This is a genomic window from Gilliamella sp. B3801, assembly GCF_026536645.1.
GTDB classification, from domain to species: Bacteria; Pseudomonadota; Gammaproteobacteria; order Enterobacterales; family Orbaceae; genus Gilliamella; species Gilliamella apicola_I.
Window position 1 is genome coordinate 65,720 of sequence record NZ_JAFNNR010000003.1, and the last position, 19,358, is coordinate 85,077.

A 19,358-nucleotide genomic window follows, 5' to 3' on the forward strand; every position below is an offset into this window, starting at 1 on the left:
TTATTTTTTTGCCTCAGCTTTAGGCAGTGGTAACAAGGTTAATATATCTTTGAAATCGTCAAACAAAAAATCGGGGTCACTGGTCGCTATGGATACACCATAGTTGTAACCGTAACTTAACGCAACAGTAGGGCAGTTAGCATTCTTTGCTGCGGTGATATCATTTTTCGAGTCACCAACAAATAGTAATTGATCGCAAAAGAGCCCAAACGTTGCCATAACCTGATAAAGTGGGGCAGGATGAGGTTTTAGCTTGATAACATCACCGCCACCTAGCACCAGTTTGAAATATTCTTTAATGCCTAATGATTCTAATAAAGCAGGTAAAAATTGTGCAGGTTTATTGGTAACAAGTGCTAATGGATAATGATTATCATAAAGCACTTTTAAGGTCTCTTTAACATGTGGAAAGAGTTTTGTTTCTGCATCGATAACTTTATCATAATGCTGATTAAAGCAATTTTTAGCTTGACTAAACAATTCTGCTGTTGGGGTAATATCGATTGCTTTAAAGGTACGTTCTAACATAACATCGATGCCATTACCTACCCAATTTTTAACTTGATCTTTGCTAACAGTAGGTAATTGTAAGTCGGCAAGCATTTGCTGAATTGCTAATGCAAGTCCGGGTACACTATCAACGAGTGTGCCATCCAGATCAAATGCTATTGCTTGAATGTCATCCAGTTTAGGCATATTTTACTCCTGCTAATGCTTTTCGCATGGCATCAATAACTGATTTATAATCAGGCTGACCAAATATGGCAGACCCTGCAACAAACATATCAGCGCCTGCTTGGGCTATTTCTGCAATATTTTCAACTTTGACGCCGCCATCAATTTCAAGTCTGATTTTTTGCCCTGATTCAATAATACGTTGTTTAACTTGTCGTAATTTTTTTAATGTTGACGGGATAAAAGATTGCCCACCAAAACCAGGATTAACTCCCATTAATAACACAATATCAATTTTATCCATTACATAATCTAAATGATCTAACGGAGTAGCCGGATTAAAAACTAAACCAGCGGTACAACCATGATCTTTGATAAGTTGCAACGTTCGGTCAAGATGAATCGTTGCTTCGGGATGAATAGAGATATTGCTAGCTCCAGCTTTTGCAAAAGAGACAATAAGTTCTTCGACAGGGGATGCCATTAAATGGACATCGATTGGGGCTTTTATTCCGTAGTCACGTAGTGCTTGGCAAAACATTGACCCCATTGTCAAATTAGGCACAAAGTGATTGTCCATGACATCAAAATGAATTACATCAGCCCCTGCTTCAATCACTTTTTGGGTTTCTTCACCTAAACAAGCAAAATTTGCTGAAAGTATTGACGGTGCAATAATAAACTCTTTCATAACATACCTCTAATCATACAAGCCAATACTCAAATGTTTTTAGGATTATTTGTATAGCGCTAATATTTCATCAATTTTTTTTCGACCTTCACCATCACAGCTTATTGAGCGTCGCATTTCAGCTCGATAAAGGTGGCGAGCTTTACTATATAACGTTCTTGTATAATCAGTATCATGATTGGATACAAGCACTGGAATATTGTTTTTATAAGCCATTTTTTCGGCTAATTTAGAGAGTTTTTTATGTTCTTCATAGCCAAAATTATTTGAATAATATGCCGTAAATCCAGCCGAATCATTTGGCGATAAATAGGGCGGATCACAGTATATCACAGAATTTTTCTTTGCTTTTTTCATGACCTCTTGGTATGGGGCACAGATAAATTCCGCATTTTGTGCTTTTTTTGCAAAAAAGTTTAGCTCTTTCTCAGGAAAATAGATTGTTTTATAGCGACCAAAAGGCACATTAAAAAGTCCACTGTTGTTATAACGACATAGACCGTTATAGCAATGACGATTTAAGTAAATAAATAATAACGATCGTAAATACTGATCTTTACTATAATTAAATACGTCTCGTAGTTGATAAAATGCCTCAGGCTTATTGTTCTGAGGTTGGAAAAATATTTTTAGATCATTAATAAACTCATTTGGTTTTGATTTCAATAAATTGAATAATTCAATTAAATCATGGTTAATATCAGCTAAAAGGTAGCTTTTATAATTGGTATTTAAGAAGACCGAACCTGCACCAACAAAAGGTTCAATCAGTTGATCTCCTTCTGGTAGATACTGCCTAATGGTGTCCACAAGCTCATATTTTCCTCCAGCCCATTTTAAAAAGGCTCGTTGTTTTTTCAAAGGATACTCCTATTTTGTCTTTGGTAGGATAAATGAACCATATCCTTTATTTTTCAGCTTTTTCTTTATTCACAGATGCACCAGATTTGACCCATGGATTATCCTTTTGTAAAGCACTAGGTAAAGATTTTATAGCCTTTTTGGCTTCATCTGATGATTTATATATACCTTTAATCAAAATAAACCATTTACTGTTATTACGTTTAGTTTCGTAAATTTGGTAATGAGTAATATTATTTTTTTCAACAAATTTTTTTAAGTTTTCAATAGATGATGAAGCACTAAGTTGAATAGTGTATTCATCATCTTTAATATAAATAGTATTGTTTTTATTCCTGTTTCCGTTATGACTTGAAATAGTATTATGACTATTCGCTCCATTTTTCTCAGAAAGGGACGATGTTGTTGGTTTTTTTATAGTCGAATCATTTGATTGATTACGAGCTTTCCTTGATTCATCCACAATATTACTATTACTGGTTAGTGGCTCTTGACTGTCTAATGATTGATTCGATCTTGAAGCAGTTGTAGAGTTGGGTAATAAACTTGAATCGGTGGTTTGTGTGTTACTTGATGCGTTTAACTCATCAGTTAAAGATTGAGCGTTGTTGCTGTTTTCAATATTTGTTGATGAATAACCATTGACGTCAGGCGACGTCAATGATGTTGGTTCATTTTCTGTTGAAGAACTTAATATCACAAAACTTAGCGTTAAGAAAAAGATTACCATAGCAGAACCAAGAATAATTAATTTTTTCTTGGAAAAATAATTAAGAAAACTTGGTAATTTGAATGAAGTTGTAGAGTCTTTATTCGCTTTTTCTGATATATAACGGTCATCTTTATCTACACGCATATTTACTCCTTAACTTGACATCTACACTATTACTATTTCAGTATCAGTCATTATCTTGATAATAAGTAGCTTAAATTTGCTCTATTTTATCGATGATATAACCAGCTACACCTTTAGCACTTTGTTCATCTGTCTTAATAGTGATATCAGCAATTTCTTGATAAAGTGGTTCACGTTCATCAGCAAGCTCTTCATAGAGTTCTCGAGGGGTATTTCCTCCTTGTAATAATGGACGCCGTTTGTCTTTTTGAGTTCTTGCCATCTGTTTTTCAATGGTTGTTTCAAGATAGACCACTATCCCACGAGCAGATAAACGATTACGTGTCTCTTTTGATAGAACCGATCCACCGCCTGTCGCGAGTACTACACCTTGTTTTTCAGTCAATTCATTAATGACTTTTTCTTCTCTGGCGCGGAATCCGTCTTCACCCTCTAAGTCAAAAATCCAAGCAATATCGGCACCCGTTCGTTTTTCGATCTCTTGATCAGAGTCAAAAAACTCCATGCCTAACTGTTGTGCAATTTGTCGACCTATTGTGCTTTTTCCTGCCCCCATTGGGCCAATTAGAAAAATATTTCGCTTTTCTGCCATTGTAGTTTCATCATCTATTAATTTTGGTTAAAATTTACAACACAATATTAACTGACCGTGATCTTTCTTTTCACAAGCAGTTAATTGTGTAACTTTTCTTGTATCTCCGTCTAACGACAAAAATTTAGGTTGGTAATTATCTCAATAGAAAGCCCCTTTTTGCAATAGGTATTTATTAATAGTTTTAGCTAATTCCTGCTTGATGCAAATCGTGAATATTTAATGCACCGACTAATTCACCTTCGTTATTCACAACTGGTGCAGCAGTAATATTGTGATAATTAAATGATTTTAAAGCTTCTGTTGCTTTCCAACTTGCGGGTATTCTATAACCAGGACTTGTCATCACAGCTTCAATACTGTCTTGTAATGTGCCATTTTTTAATAATAATCGACGCAAATCCCCGTCAGTAAATACGCCAATAATTTTATTATTATCCTGACATATTGCAACTAATCCCACACCTGTACGGCTGAGTTCAAGCATAGCTTCAAGTACTGTTGCAGTATGGGGAACTTTTGGAATTAAATCTCCCGTTCTCATGACATCTTTTACTTGATTAAGTAATTTCGCACCCAAACTGCCTGCCGGATGTGAACGAGCAAAATCTTCTTCATTAAAACCTCGGGCTCGCATGACGGCTATGACCAGCGCATCACCCATTAATAATGTATTTGTCGAACTCGAAGTAGGTGCTAGCCCCATAGGACACGCTTCTTTTTCGATCGATATATCAATTACGGCTTGAGCCGCTTTAGCTAAGGGTGAGTCTAAACCGCCAGTTATGGCAATCACCGGTACTTTCATCGAAGCAAGTATAGGGAGTATAAAATTAAACTCTTTTGCTCGTCCCGAATAAGAAATTAGTATTGCTACATCATTTTCGCTTACCATTCCTAAATCGCCATGTAGCGCTTCGGAGGGATGCATAAAAAAAGAAGGGCTACCAGTACTGGCTAAAGAAGCAGAAATCTTTTTTCCGATATGTCCCGATTTTCCAATACCCGATACGACAATTTTTCCTTTTGCAGTTAAAATAAGCTGGCAAGCTGTAATAAAGTCTTCACCTAGGCGATTAGGTAACTTTTGAGCTTCATGAATTTCCAATTCAAGAAGTTCACGACCATATTTTAATAATTTATCCATTTCAATTAACCTATGGAGTTTTTAGAAGGTATTTGTGCCATTTATGATCTTCAATAAGTAAAATTGAAAATAATAATATATATTAGATAGCTAACAGTGTAGCAAGTAACAGAGAAATATTCAAAAAGAAAGCGAGTTAATTTTTACGTCAATCATGTTTCTTATAAATTTATGATCGATTAAGTATTAGAATTTGGAAAATAACGAGGCATTAACCACCTAAAGCTACTTTTATTCCCAGTGCGATTATAATGATACCCAGAATTTTATCAATGATGAACTGAATTTTACTGTAACATCGTTGTACCGATCGGGTTTGAAAAATAAAGACAACAAATGGCCACCAAAAAATCGCTTCTACCCAAATTATCAGTGCCACTAATAATTTGTCAATGAGCGTTGAATCAGCACTAAGTACCTGAGTAAATATAGCGAGAAAAAACAAAGTAGCTTTAGGATTAAGTAAATTACATAAAAAGCCTTGAATAAACGCTGTGCCAGATGAGATCATCCTACCATGTGATTCACAATTTAGATAACGAGTACCACTATTTTTGGCAAGTAGTGCTTTTATGCCTATCCAGATTAGGTATACAGCACCAACATAACGTAATGCATTATAAAGCAAGGGTGTTGCGGTAATCAGCACTGCGATTCCCGCAACACAATAACTCATATGAATTAATATGGCGATAATGACACCCAAACACGTGAGTAGTGCTATTTTTCGGTTATAACTTAAACTATTTTTTAGCACTAGAAAAAAATCAGGTCCGGGCGAAATCATTCCCAAAAAACTGACGGTAGTGACTATGATCATGGTATCAAGTGTCATGTTTGACCTATTTAACGTATTCAGCTGAGTGATTTAACGTTGCGATTTTAGATTTATTTTGTTCAATAAACTGTTTTTTATCCATGTCGGTTTGGGTTAAATAATCAGTTAAAAATTTAGCATTACTTTTAATTTGAGCACCATTTAAAATCAATCTTGGTAAATCAATTTGATAGATTGTTTGATCGGGTGATTTATGTAAATTTTCAGGTTTAGCATTGGTTAATAAATAAAGTTGACGCTCTTTTTCAGATAGGCGATGAATAGTAGGGGTACCCGAACCCATCATTAAGTGATCCGGAAAAATATAAAAGACCGTATCTTCGAGCAATCCATTATGCTCTAAATATTGGATAAATTGTCCAACGTTATAATCCAGTGAGGCAGCAACAAATGACATATTATCTTCTTTAGGTGTGATAACCGATGTCATTCGTTCATCATAAAATCCGTTAGGGGCATGGGTTGAAACAGTTGAAATGAATAGCGCAAAAGGTTGATTTGCTTCATTCATATCATTAATTTGTTTTTTGGCGATATCAAAAATATCTTTGTCATATAATCCAAAAGGTGCATTGGGATACTGACCTATATAGTTTTTTTCAGAAATCACTTTCAAACCAAGTAATTCAGCGGTATGTCCAATACCTGCAAAATCAGGGCCAGCCATAACATAGCGTGTTTGGTAGCCTGCCTGTTTCAGTACATCCCCTAAACTGATTAATTGGGTTTGATTGCTTTTCATCAATGGCGAAGTTGAGTACCCACCAATTAAAAAAGGCACGCCTGTCATGTAAGTATACATTGATGCAGTTGTCCAGCTACTACCAACACTCATTGGCATATTCGGGAAGAAAGTATATGTTTGACGTAATTGTCTTAAATGCGGTGTGATATCCGCAAAATCTAAAAAACCTTGTTCAAACGATTCTAACGAAATGATGACAATATTTTTTCCTTTATGACTAATTAACTGATTTTTATTAGTGTAATCTGTCATATTGAGCGTTTGTAGTGCTTGTTCGAATGATTCACGAGGTGCGTTTGTCACTTGATAAATTTCGTATAAACGGCTTAACGGTCCATTGTGATAACTGATGCTAATAATGGCAATCATAGCCAATACCAAACGAAGTAATGGATGACATTTTCGCTTAAATAAACTCGCTAACTTAAACAGTAAAAATACAAAACCCAAAAAAACAACAATCACCAAGAGTGCTTGTAATTTAAAAATGAATAACCCTTGTATAATGTCATTGATATTTAAATTGACGTAAAACTGGTAGTCTATAAAGCCGCCACTAAAATAGATTGAGGTTAACTCCATGACTACAAAAACTGTCAACAGGCTGATCACCAGCAGTTGCCACTTTTTGCGTTTAAAAAAAGAGGCAACCACGACGGTAATAATTAAAAGAGGTAAAACAATTAATGTCGAAAGTGGCATAGAACAAAATACTCAATGATTAACTTTTGCATAAGTATATACTTAATATTATGAAAAATAAAAAGCAGCGAGTATTTTTATCTCAATAGCCAGATAGAATGCTGTTAACTGACAATTTTGAGTGTAATTAATCTGTTATTTATCAACAAATAAATTAAAAAATCACATTTTTTTGTTAAGGTTAAATTATAACCGTTTGGTGAATTAATCGGATATTTAGCCTATCAAGATTTTTATAATCTTATTTCTATAAATATTATTTATAACTCATAAAAAAGATTGAAATAAAATGTTGGATAGGTAAGGATAATTCATCGTGATTTTTAAGCGTAAAGTTAACCAACAGCCTAAAAGCCAATGTAATTGAAAATAAGGAGTCAAAATGTTTAGTAAAGAAATGACTATTGCCGATTATGACAAGGAGTTGTGGGATGCCATTAAGGGTGAAGAACAACGTCAAGAAGATCATCTTGAATTAATTGCATCCGAGAATTATGCCAGCCCAAGAGTAATGCAAGCACAAGGTTCCCAGTTAACCAATAAATATGCAGAAGGGTATCCAGGTAAACGTTACTACGGTGGTTGTGAATATGTCGATATTGTTGAAAAATTGGCTATTGAAAGAGCAAAAACGTTATTTGGTGCTGATTATGCCAATGTACAACCCCATTCAGGTTCGCAAGCTAACTTTGCTGTTTATACCGCGTTATTAAATCCTGGCGATACAGTACTGGGTATGAATTTATCTGAAGGTGGTCATTTAACCCATGGTGCACCGGTTAGTTTTTCAGGCAAGCTTTATCATGTTGTTGCCTATGGTGTTGATGAGGCAGGTCGTATTGATTATGAACAGTTAGCGACCATTGCTAATGAGTCAAAACCTAAAATGATTATTGGCGGTTTTTCTGCTTATTCTGGTATTGTTGACTGGAAGCGTATGCGTGAAATTGCTGATAGTGTGGGTGCTTATTTATTTGTGGATATGGCGCATGTTGCAGGTTTAGTGGCAGCAGGTGTTTATCCAAATCCTGTTCCTTATGCGCATGTGGTTACCACAACAACCCATAAAACCCTTGGTGGACCAAGAGGCGGATTAATTTTGGCAAAAGGTGGTAGTGAAGATCTTTATAAAAAATTAAATTCATCGGTATTTCCTGGTGCGCAAGGTGGGCCTTTAATGCATGTCATTGCAGCAAAAGCGGTGGCATTGAAAGAAGCAATGGAACCAGCTTATCAACAATACCAACAACAAGTCGTTAAAAATGCACAAGCAATGGTTGATGTGATTTTAAAACGGGGCTATAAAGTCGTTTCTGGTGAAACACACAATCATCTATTTTTGATTGATTTAGTCGATAAAAAAATTACAGGTAAAGAAGCTGACGCAGCATTAGGAAGTGCAAATATCACCGTGAATAAAAATAGTGTGCCAAAAGATCCGCAAAGTCCTTTTGTCACATCTGGTATTCGTATTGGTTCACCTGCGATTACAAGGCGAGGATTTAAAGAGTCGGAGTCTCGTGAATTGGCTAATTGGATTTGCGATGTATTAGATAATATTGATGATGAACAAACGATCCAAGTCGTAAAAGAAAAAGTATTAGCGATATGTCGGCAATTCCCTGTTTATCAACATTAAGATACCATCATTATCGCCGACACTATCGGCGATAATGATAGATTTGTTTTTATTGTTTTTCTGTGTCTGTGGTTTTTTGTATAAGTTCTTGCTTTTGTTGTTCTATAAAGTGTGTTATATGACCTTTATGCCATAACCACCCACCTGTTATACCAATACCTAATACTAAAGCTATCCAAAATACAATAGCAAATTTATTACGACGTTTTCTCATTGGGTCACGTAAATTACGTTTTGCATTCTTCGGTAATTCTGCTTTACTAGTGAGTAATCCACCTAATAATAAGTTTATTTTCACTTGCCCATTAATTGCCCAACCGGATGCTTCAAGAAGTGGTCCAAGTGTACGGTGTCTTAATTTTAACCAAGCTAAAATCACAGAAGGCCCCGATATAATGACAAATAATCCAATAATAACCAAAGGAAGTTGCCACCAGCTTAATGAAAATAGTGCTTGGAAAATGGTCGCTAAAGCAGTACCAATTGCACCAAGTGCTAAGCCAATTGCGGCAAATATACCCACGCTTTTACCAATATCAAATTTGGTATCTGGATTTTGTAAGACTTGCGTACCGGTTTTTTCGATATCGGCATCTTTGCTGGTTGCCCATTTATTAATTTGTTCAGTAATTAGGCGACCAATACGTTGATAAGGAGCCCAAACAGCTTGTTGGATACTGATTGGTTTTGTAATAATCTTAACTACATTAGCATCCCAATCATTACCTTCATTGTCAATAAATACACCGTTACGACCTTCGATAAGTAAATCACCTTGCCCTGCAGTAATAGCCGCTGCAATCACCTTTTTTTCACCTTGTCTGGTACATTCACAGTAAAGTAAACACAGTTCCGAGTAGTTAGACATAGTAATGTGTTTGGCAATATTATCTACCGAAACACATAGCGTTGCACAGCGACCATCAATATAGAGTTTTCCAAGTTGAAATGCCGCTCTTTTTTCAAGTGAAAAGAAATCAGAAAAAGAGGTAAAATTGACGAGTAGTCGATACAAATGTTTGTGAAATAGAACGAGTTTTTCTAAAACTAAAACATCTGAGGCTGAAATTGGTGTCTTATTGTCTTGATCAACCATTTCTTGAAATTGAGCCAATAAATCACTATTTGCCATGTTTTTAATCGTTTTGTTTGATAAATCTTCAATGCTATCGGTTGGTTGAACTGAAACTTTGGTTTGAACCATACTAGGTTTTGAATTAATCAGCGAGGCGTAAGGATCCAGACTGGTTTGAATATTTTGCCATTCTTCTTCTGTTAGTACATTAGAATTAGCTAATAACGGCGAAACGAGTGTTTTAAATTGTGTAATTTTTGCTTTCCATAATGGATTGAGCCCATTGACCAAATCGAGAGAGTTATGGGTATCGATTTTTGATAACGGTAATTCGGCTAGCGCTTCGTCTGATAATAACCCATTTTCTGTTGGGACAATATACTTCTCATCAACGTTCAATGCTGTTTGTGCTTGTGGTGCATATTGTGCAAGTTCCACACGTAAAAAAAAGTCATCTATTTTGGGTTTTAGCGTTTGAACAAGGTTCCATATTTCAGCACTATTTTCGCCAAATGGTGTTTGTGTATTACTTATATCCTTTTGCCATTGTTGCCATATTTGTAAGTTTTGAACAAATGTTTTGGCAATATCTATGTTAATTCCATTTTCTCCACTCATATCTTTTTCAGCCCCAACAATTTTTATTGCTGATTTGATAAAAGTTTGCATTTCTGGTGATAGCTCGGCGGATGCAGGAAAAATTAAATCACCATTGTAAAGTTTGCCTGCATTAATTTTAATAGATTGTTGTACATCATCTTGAGTTAAATAATCACAATCACTTTTGTTTAAATTGACAAGAATGCTGCGAGCGGTGATGAATAATTTTTTACCTTGTTCTGTTTCTGTATTAATTTGTGACAAAGGTAAAATATCTGATGAATGTAAGATCGTTTCAAAAGAGTGAATTTTACCTCTTGTCCAAGCGATAGCATCTAATATATCGGGAATGCGAATGCGACCGTCTTGATCTTCATCCAAAAGTGCCAATGTTCGTTTGTCAAAATCTAGCCCTGTCGTCGGGCAACTGAGTGCGACCCATAATTTAGGGTCAAGATTGGGTAGATTAATAATATCGTCGGCGTTTTTAAAAACAACTTGATCTAATCCACCTACACGCTGAAATGTCCACATATGACTCATGATAACCTCCATACTGAAATTTATTTTATTTCCTTTATGTAAATAAATATAACAGTATTAGTCGTTTAATGAAAGAGAACAGTGATTTTAAGCTTGTGAAATTTTAAAAAATTTTGAAGAATTGAGTTTAGTTGCTGACCACAACTTTATGATAGAATAACGCCATATTACTTAATATCCAAATAAAAAATAACTATGTCATTAATCAATCTTACAAATGCTTATCTTTCCTTTAGTGATGCGCCACTACTCGACCATATTGATATGTCGATTGAAGCTAATGAGCGTGTCTGTCTTGTTGGGCGTAATGGTGCAGGTAAATCAACGTTACTTAAAGTATTAAATAAAGAAGTACCGTTAGATGAAGGTCAAATTATTTATGAGAATAATGTTGTTGTGTCACGTTTACAACAAGATCCCCCAAGAGATATTCAAGGAAATGTGTTCGATTTCGTTGCAGAAGGTTTAAAAGAACAAGCTCAATTATTGAGGGATTATTATGATTTATCTCATCGCATTGAACAAGATCCCAGTGAAAGTAATCTGTCTAAATTAGCTAAATTACAAGAGCAATTAGATCAGCAAAATGGTTGGCAACTTGATAATCGTATTCGTAATGTTATCTCTTCACTTTCCTTGGATGGTGATGCGCTACTGTCATCCTTATCAGGAGGTTGGTTGCGTAAAGCCGCATTGGCTAAAGCATTAGTGTGTCAGCCAACAGTATTGTTACTGGATGAGCCAACTAACCATTTAGATATCGAAACGATAAAATGGTTAGAGGAATTTTTAAAAAGTTTTAATGGTAGCATTGTGTTTATTTCACATGATCGTTCTTTTATTCGGCAAATGGCAACGCGTATTATTGATCTCGATAGAGGTAAAGTGGCTTCATGGGGTGGTGATTATGATAGTTATCTTGTTGGAAAAGAGGAAGCACTACGTGTCGAAGAGTTGCAAAATGCAGAATTTGATAAAAAATTAGCTCAAGAAGAAGTGTGGATACGTCAAGGTATCAAAGCTCGCCGTACACGTAACGAAGGTAGAGTACGCGCTTTAAAGGCGATGAGACAAGAACATTCACAGCGTCGCCAAGTCATGGGTAGTGCAAAAATGCAAATTGAAGAAGCGTTGCGTTCGGGCAAAATTGTTTTTGAATTGGATAATGTGAGCTATCAAGTCGCAGGTAAATTACTGGTTAATGATTTTACGGTACAAGTATTACGTGGCGATAAAATTGCGCTGATTGGTCCTAATGGTATAGGTAAAACAACACTTTTAAAGCTGATGTTAGGTAACTTACAGCCGACCTCGGGTAGCGTACATTGTGGTACCAAATTGGAAGTCGCTTATTTTGATCAGTATCGACTTGAGTTGGATCCTGAAAAGACTGTGATGGATAATTTGGCTGAAGGTAAGCAAGAGGTGATGGTTAATGGTCGATCTCGTCACGTGCTTGGCTATTTGCAGGACTTTTTGTTTCCACCAAAACGCGCCAGAACTCCTGTTCGTGCATTATCTGGCGGTGAGCGAAATCGTTTATTGTTAGCTAAACTATTTTTAAAACCAAGTAATTTATTAGTACTCGATGAGCCCACCAATGATCTGGATATTGAAACATTAGAGTTATTAGAAGAGCTAGTCAATGATTATCAAGGCACCGTTTTATTGGTTAGCCATGATCGACAGTTTGTTGATAATGTGGTTACTCAATGTTGGTTTTTTGAAGAAAAAGGTCATATCGGTATTTATGCAGGCGGATATACTGATGCTTTACAGCAACAGCAGCAAGCAAAACCCGTGTCGGTGAATAAAAATACTGCACCGGTTAAATCCGATGAAAAAGCGGTAACAGCAGAAACCAAAATGCCTGAAGCGAAAAAGAAAGTAAAGTTAAGTTATCATGAACAACGTGAATTAGCACAATTACCAAGCCAAATAGAGCAATTGGAATTAGCAATAGCTGATTTACAAGCGCAAATAGGGCACAGTGACTTTTTTAATCAACCCCACGAGGCAACAAACCCGATTTTAACTGATTTGGCCAATAAAGAAGCTGAACTAGAAGCAGTTTTTGCACGTTGGGAAGCGCTTGAGTCGTTAAGTCAACAATAATAGCGTTAAGAGCTTGCTTGGCAAGCTCTTGTTAGCAATTTACCATGTTCTTTTTGTTAATATTAAAAAGAGTGCTAATGCAAGAATAACAAATATTGCACCAATAAATCCGATATACTCGGTTGATAGTCGAACTAAGACTTGGCTACCTACAAATGCACCTGCTCCAATGCCGATATTATAAATACCTGAATAAACGGAGGTTGCAATATCGGCTGCATCTGGAGCAACATCGATGACTTTACTTTGCATAACCATGCCGATAATGGTGATCGCAAGTCCCCATAACATGCCTTGTATGATTGCAGTGATTAAATTGAATGAGCAAACATAAAGCGAAAGTAAACAAATCATTAATAATAACAACGGAATGATTAGAATTGCTGTTGGATGTCTATCCGAATATTTAGCAAAGACAACACTGCCGATCATACCTGAAAAACCAATAGCTAATAGAATGCTAACCACCACTTTTTCGTTAAAACCACCGACATTTATCATAAAAGGGGTGATATAGGTATAAGCACAAAAATGACCAGTAATAATAATTGCTGTTAACAGATAGATATTAAGTAATACTGGTCGTTTAAGCACTTTCGGAATATCACGGATAGATAAGGTGTCTGTGCTTGGCACAGGCGGTAATAAATAGAGTAATGAAACCATGACACAAAAAGCAATAAAACCGATACATAAAAAAGTAATCCGCCAACCAACAACTTGTCCAATTATCGTGCCAATTGGAATACCTAAAATTGTTGCCATTGAAACACCGACAACAATAAAACCCATTGCTTTAGCTTTTTTGCCATTGGGTGCAAGTCGAACAGCTAAAGGCGTAGTAATAGCCCAAAATACAGCGTGTGCACAAGCGATTCCAATTCTGGCTACCATTAAACTATAAAAGTCCCAAGCAAAACCCGCTAAGATATGGCTACCAATGAATAAACAGAATAAGAAAACAAGAAGTTTTCGGCGATCCATTTTTGAAGTTAATACCGTTAAGGGTAACGATAATAATGAAACAGACCAAGCATAAATAGTTAATAATAATCCAGCATGCGCTTCATCCATTGAAAAACTTTTAGCGATGTTGGGTAGCAACCCTACCGGAACAAATTCGGTGGTATTAAAAATAAATGCTGCAAATGCCAAACATAAAATTGACGACCAAATTCGAGACCGTTTATTAGCATTGTTTATCATGTTGTTTTTTAAAGAAGGGATAAATAGATTGAGTGTCATTATAACATGAATAATGTTCGTTATTAAACAGTCAGTAAAGATAATGGTGTCATCTTCGATGACAACTAATCGGCATTCTTTATCGATTTTGTACCTTCATTCGTAACAGGTATATAATAATCATACCTTTCCACTAGCAGTGATGATAATCATGAATCAACTTTTTATTACGATATGTCTATTAATTTTTAGTAATATGTTTATGACTTTTGCTTGGTATGGCCATTTACGTTTTTTGCATAATCAAGTCTGGATTGTTGCCGTTTTTATTAGTTGGGGGATTGCGTTGTTTGAGTATTTATTGCAAGTTCCTGCTAATCGTATAGGCTTTCAAGTTGCCACCGCTGGTCAATTAAAAATTATTCAAGAAGTCATTAGTTTGTCTCTCTTTATACCCTTCTCAATTTATATCTTAAAAGAACCTTTTAAAACTGATTATATTTGGGCTGGTTGCTGTTTGCTTGGTGCAGTATTTTTTATGTTTCGAGATAAAATTTTTGCATCATAAACAGTTATGATACCTCTATTTTAAATATCATTTCGGCTTGAAGAGTGATTCGATCTTTTATATCACTATTGATAAAAAGTGACATTATGAAAATGTGATAGTTGTCACATAATGTAAATGATGTCATTTATTAATCCAATAATTCAATTTAAGATTGATTAATATCAAATAAATCAATGTGATTAGACAATAAGATTTAGAAAACTTTATTGTATGGACATTGTAACAAGGCAATTTAATCGTTTTAAATACCAACGATATAGGAATATCCATATCGAGAAAGAAAAGGGGCCGTCTATGCAAAAAATGTTAGTTAAAAGTATTATGCTGTATTCTTTATTATCTGCTCAAGCATTCGCCGTAGAAATAAAAGATGTGACAACACATCCCAATGACTATTTTCTTACTGAAAATCAAGCTCCTGATAGTTTACAATTGTTACCACCACCTCCTTCATTTACCAGTGTTGAATTTTTAAGAGATAAAGCCATGTATGATTGGGGTAAATCGATGCGTCATACCGAACGAGGAAGACAAGCTTATATTGATGCTGACTCTAGCAAGGAAAATGTCACTCAGCAATTTTCAACGTCGTTTGGTTTTGATATATCTGCTATCAAAACACCCGAAATTTATAAATTGATTACGACAATGAAAGAAGATGCTGGTGATCTGGCTACTCGTTCGGCGAAAAATTATTACAATCGTATTCGACCATTTTCGTTTTTCAATGAGCCCACTTGCCGACCAGAAGACGAAAAAACGCTGTCTACTAATGGATCTTATCCCTCAGGACATACAACAATTGGTTTTGCTATATCGCTGGTGTTAGCTGAAATCAACCCACAACGTCAAAATGAAATTTTAAAACGAGGTCTTGAAGTGGGTGAAAGTCGTGTTATTTGTGGATACCATTGGCAAAGTGATATTGATGCGGCTAGAGTGATGGCGGCGAGTGTGGTGGCACAACTGCATGCTAATGCCCGGTTTAATCAACAACTGGCAAAAGCCAAAATGGAGTTTAACCGCTTACAAACCAATCAACAAAGTAAAAAGTAATAAAAGTTAACAACGGCTATGACTGGATTGTAAATCCAATGTTTATCAATTTAAGGCTGATATTGGCTGTTTCGTTAAACAACCAATATCCAGCTTAACAATCATAACGCTTTAAATGAGATATCCGGTAAAATCGCTTCACCTTGCCAATATAATTCACTGGCAAGTAGCCCGGCAATTCGACAATAATTTTCAGTAAATTCACTGTCTGGATGACTAATAACTGTTGGCGCTCCGGTATCAAGGTCTTGTCGCAACATTTTATGCAGCGGTATTTGCCCAAGTAATTGAGTTTGATATTTTTCGGCAAGCTGTGCCGCACCACCTTCACCAAAAATTGCCTCATGATGCCCACAATTTTCACAGATATGGTAGCTCATGTTTTCGATAATACCTAGCGTCGGGATATTAACCTTATTAAACATTGTGATGCCTTTTTTAGCGTCAATTAAGGCAATGTCTTGAGGCGTGGTAACAATCACCGCGGCAGTAACAGGAATACTTTGCGCGAGTGTTAATTGAATATCTCCTGTTCCTGGTGGCATATCAATCACTAAATAATCAAGTTCAGGCCAAAGTGTGTCTTGCAAAATTTGCAATAATGCTTTACTTGCCATTGGTCCTCGCCATACCATAGCTCCATCTGAATCGACTAAATAGCCAATCGAGTTACTGGCTAATTCATAGGCCATAATTGGTGTCATATGTTTATTGTCGGGAGTAAGTGGTTGTTGTTTTTCGGTTCCTAACATGGTAGGTATAGACGGGCCATAAATATCGGCGTCTAAAATACCAACTTTGGCGCCTTGTTTTTGCAGTGCAAGCGCAAGGTTAATCGCGGTTGATGATTTACCGACTCCTCCTTTACCAGAGCTAATGGCGATGATGTTTTTAATGTTTTTTATCGCTTGTTGATGATTTGCTCGTTTTAGGGTGGCAATATTGAAATCAATTTGCCAATTCACTTGTTTTATACCATCAAGTTCGAGTAATTGAGGTGTAATGGTTTTTTCCAGCTCTTCAAAAGTGATTTGCCATGCAAAGGGCATCGTTAAATGAATATGCAAAGTTTGATTTTCCATTTCACACTTTTTAACTGCACCTAATTTGATTAAATTTTTTCGCAAAGTAGGATGAGCAAAATTTTCAAGAATCTTTTTGGGTTCCATGGTGATTAGCCTTCATTTTTTATCTACGGTTTTATCTGCTTTTATGCTGATTTGTATAATTATCATGCTTATTTAAGTAAAATATTGAGAACAGCCAAATTATTTTATGCTTTCCAAAATATCGGGAGTCATTAGTTTGCTGATTTTTCTGAATCTGGAAAGAATTTTTATTAAATTATGGCATAAATCTAGCGATAATCCCATGTTTGATGTACTATTCCCGACATTATGTAATAAAAGGTATTAAATTGACATGACAACAAAACGCAAAATATTAGTGACTTGTGCACTTCCTTATGCAAATGGTTCAATTCACTTAGGACATATGCTAGAACATATTCAGGCTGATGTATGGGTACGCTATCAACGAATGCGTGGCAATGAGATTTACTTTATTTGTGCAGATGATGCGCATGGTACGCCAATCATGCTTAAAGCTCAACAATTAGGGATGACGCCTGAACAGATGATTGCAGAAGTTAAAACTGAGCATCAACGTGATTTTGCTGGATTTAACATCAGTTATGACAATTACCATTCAACGCATAGTCCAGAAAATCGTGAGATATCTGAACAGATTTATAAAAAGCTAAAAGCCAATGGTTATATCAAAACAAAAGTAATATCACAATTATTTGACCCAGAAAAACAGATGTTTTTACCTGATCGATTTGTGAAAGGCACGTGCCCACGTTGTAAAGCACCCGATCAATATGGTGATAACTGTGAAGTTTGTGGTGCAACTTATAATCCAATTGATCTCATTAATCCTCAATCGGTTATTTCTGGCGCAACCCCAATAATGAAAGACTCAGAGCATTTCTTTTTTGATTTGCCCGCTTTTTCAGAAATGTTACAGGCATGGATCCGATCGGGCACATTGCAAGATCAAGTTGCGAATAAAATGCAAGAGTGGTTTGAAGCAGGATTACAACCTTGGGATATTAGTCGTGATGCTCCTTATTTTGGTTTTGAAATTCCGGATGCACCCGGTAAATATTTTTATGTTTGGTTAGATGCGCCAATAGGTTATATGGGATCTTTCCTTAACTACTGTAATAAAAATAATAAAGCGATATTTGATGAGTTTTGGAATAAAAACTCAACGACTGAACTTTATCATTTTATCGGTAAAGATATTGTCTACTTCCATAGTCTATTTTGGCCAGCAATGTTAGACGGTAGTGAACATCGTAAACCTTCCAATATTTTTGTTCATGGCTATGTCACGGTTGATGGTGCAAAAATGTCAAAATCACGTGGAACTTTCATTCAGGCAAGTACTTACTTAAAACATTTAGATCCAGACTGCTTGCGTTACTATTATGCAGCGAAATTGTCGCCACATATTGATGATATCGATTTAAATTTGGAAGATTTTGTCCAACGTGTTAATAGTGATTTAGTCAATAAAGTTGTTAATATTGCTTCCCGTTCGGCAGGCTTTATCAGCAAACGTTTTGACGGTAAATTGTCTGATAATCTTGCTGAGCCAGAACTTTATGCTTTGTTCATTGAAAAATCAAAAGTAATTGCTGATTATTTTGAACAACGTGAATCCGGTAAAGCAATACGTGAAATTATGGCACTGGCTGACGAAGCAAATCGTTATATAGATGAAAAAGCGCCGTGGGTTGTAGCAAAACAAGAAGGGCAAGATCAAGCATTACAAGATATTTGTTCAATGGGTATTCATCTATTCCGTATTTTAATGACCTATTTAAAACCTATTGTGCCAGCATTAGCGGAACGAACTGAAGCATTTTTAAATAGCCAATTAACGTGGGATTCGATTAATCAACCTTTGACCGGACACAATATTAACAAATTTAAAGCCCTATTTAACCGTATAGATATGGATAAAATTACTGCTATGATTGATGAAACAAAACAACAAGCTGCATTAGCGACGCCAGCTAAAGAAAAAGTTGCTGAACCGATTGCTGACACGATCAATTTTGATGATTTTGCAAAAGTGGATATGCGTGTTGCATTAATTAAAAATGCAAGTGTTGTTGAAGGATCAGACAAATTATTGCAACTTACACTTGATATTGGAGACGAAACTCGTAATGTCTTTTCAGGTATTAAAGAGTTTTATTCTGATCCGCAAGTTTTAGTGGGCAGATTAACGATTATGATCGCTAACTTAGCGCCTCGTAAAATGCGTTTTGGTATCTCTGAAGGCATGGTACTTTGTGCAAGTGGTAAAGATGATAGTGAAGGCGTTTACTTATTGTCACCTGATAGTGGAGCAAAACCGGGTATGCGAATTTCGTAATTAATTGTTTTCTTTTT

16 protein-coding genes are annotated in these 19,358 nt (G+C 35.8%); 5 read left to right on the top strand and 11 right to left on the bottom strand.

The window, feature by feature from the left end; translation table 11 throughout:
• The 8 genes from J3U14_RS03085 to J3U14_RS03120 form a co-directional block, all read right to left on the bottom strand.
• On the bottom strand, positions 1-696 hold the full coding sequence (locus tag J3U14_RS03085; RefSeq protein WP_267349763.1) for a phosphoglycolate phosphatase: 696 nt from the start codon (positions 694-696) through the stop codon (positions 1-3).
• Positions 689-1,366, bottom strand: a complete 678-nt coding sequence (rpe, locus tag J3U14_RS03090; RefSeq protein WP_267349762.1) for a ribulose-phosphate 3-epimerase — start codon at positions 1,364-1,366, stop codon at positions 689-691. Before rpe ends, J3U14_RS03085 begins: the two co-directional genes overlap by 8 nt.
• 45 nt (positions 1,367-1,411) lie before the next feature.
• On the bottom strand, positions 1,412-2,227 hold the full coding sequence (locus J3U14_RS03095; protein WP_267349761.1) for a Dam family site-specific DNA-(adenine-N6)-methyltransferase: 816 nt from the start codon (positions 2,225-2,227) through the stop codon (positions 1,412-1,414).
• Positions 2,228-2,273: 46 nt separating this feature from the next.
• Positions 2,274-3,083: an SPOR domain-containing protein gene (locus J3U14_RS03100; RefSeq protein ID WP_267349759.1), complete on the bottom strand. Its 810-nt coding sequence runs from the start codon at positions 3,081-3,083 to the stop codon at positions 2,274-2,276.
• Positions 3,084-3,153: 70 nt separating this feature from the next.
• Positions 3,154-3,675 (bottom strand): shikimate kinase AroK, encoded by a 522-nt coding sequence (gene aroK, locus J3U14_RS03105; protein WP_065558794.1) that lies wholly within the window; start codon positions 3,673-3,675, stop codon positions 3,154-3,156.
• A gap of 184 nt (positions 3,676-3,859) precedes the next feature.
• Positions 3,860-4,822, bottom strand: a complete 963-nt coding sequence (gene gutQ, locus J3U14_RS03110; RefSeq protein WP_267349756.1) for an arabinose-5-phosphate isomerase GutQ — start codon at positions 4,820-4,822, stop codon at positions 3,860-3,862.
• 211 nt (positions 4,823-5,033) lie between these two features.
• Positions 5,034-5,657, bottom strand: coding sequence for a LysE family translocator (locus tag J3U14_RS03115; protein WP_267349754.1), 624 nt, complete (start codon positions 5,655-5,657; stop codon positions 5,034-5,036).
• 7 nt (positions 5,658-5,664) lie between these two features.
• On the bottom strand, positions 5,665-7,107 hold the full coding sequence (locus J3U14_RS03120; protein WP_267349752.1) for an LTA synthase family protein: 1,443 nt from the start codon (positions 7,105-7,107) through the stop codon (positions 5,665-5,667).
• Between the two features lie 382 nt (positions 7,108-7,489).
• Here J3U14_RS03120 and glyA point away from each other — a divergent pair, with 382 nt between their 5' ends.
• Positions 7,490-8,746, top strand: a complete 1,257-nt coding sequence (gene glyA, locus J3U14_RS03125; protein ID WP_267349750.1) for a serine hydroxymethyltransferase — start codon at positions 7,490-7,492, stop codon at positions 8,744-8,746.
• Positions 8,747-8,795: 49 nt separating this feature from the next.
• Here glyA and J3U14_RS03130 read toward each other — a convergent pair whose 3' ends face one another.
• Complete coding sequence (locus J3U14_RS03130) at positions 8,796-10,964, bottom strand: hypothetical protein (protein WP_267349749.1); 2,169 nt, start codon at positions 10,962-10,964, stop codon at positions 8,796-8,798.
• A 195-nt stretch (positions 10,965-11,159) separates the two neighbouring features.
• On the opposite strand from J3U14_RS03130, the gene J3U14_RS03135 reads away from it, so the two are divergent.
• Positions 11,160-13,079, top strand: a complete 1,920-nt coding sequence (locus J3U14_RS03135; protein WP_267349747.1) for an ABC transporter ATP-binding protein — start codon at positions 11,160-11,162, stop codon at positions 13,077-13,079.
• Between the two features lie 39 nt (positions 13,080-13,118).
• Here J3U14_RS03135 and J3U14_RS03140 read toward each other — a convergent pair whose 3' ends face one another.
• The gene (locus J3U14_RS03140; RefSeq protein WP_267349746.1) at positions 13,119-14,285 is read right to left on the bottom strand and encodes a sugar transporter; all 1,167 of its coding nucleotides are present in this window, start codon (positions 14,283-14,285) and stop codon (positions 13,119-13,121) included.
• Positions 14,286-14,475: 190 nt separating this feature from the next.
• On the opposite strand from J3U14_RS03140, the gene J3U14_RS03145 reads away from it, so the two are divergent.
• Together J3U14_RS03145 and J3U14_RS03150 are read left to right on the top strand one after the other, a co-directional pair.
• Entirely contained in the window at positions 14,476-14,832 is a 357-nt protein-coding gene (locus tag J3U14_RS03145) for a DMT family protein (RefSeq protein ID WP_267349744.1), read from the top strand.
• 297 nt (positions 14,833-15,129) lie between these two features.
• Complete coding sequence (locus J3U14_RS03150; RefSeq protein ID WP_267349743.1) at positions 15,130-15,891, top strand: acid phosphatase; 762 nt, start codon at positions 15,130-15,132, stop codon at positions 15,889-15,891.
• Positions 15,892-15,992: 101 nt separating this feature from the next.
• Here J3U14_RS03150 and apbC read toward each other — a convergent pair whose 3' ends face one another.
• Positions 15,993-17,060: an iron-sulfur cluster carrier protein ApbC gene (apbC, locus tag J3U14_RS03155; protein ID WP_267349741.1), complete on the bottom strand. Its 1,068-nt coding sequence runs from the start codon at positions 17,058-17,060 to the stop codon at positions 15,993-15,995.
• A 253-nt stretch (positions 17,061-17,313) separates the two neighbouring features.
• On the opposite strand from apbC, the gene metG reads away from it, so the two are divergent.
• Positions 17,314-19,341, top strand: coding sequence for a methionine--tRNA ligase (gene metG / locus J3U14_RS03160; protein ID WP_267349739.1), 2,028 nt, complete (start codon positions 17,314-17,316; stop codon positions 19,339-19,341).
• The last annotated feature ends 17 nt before the right edge of the window (positions 19,342-19,358 follow it).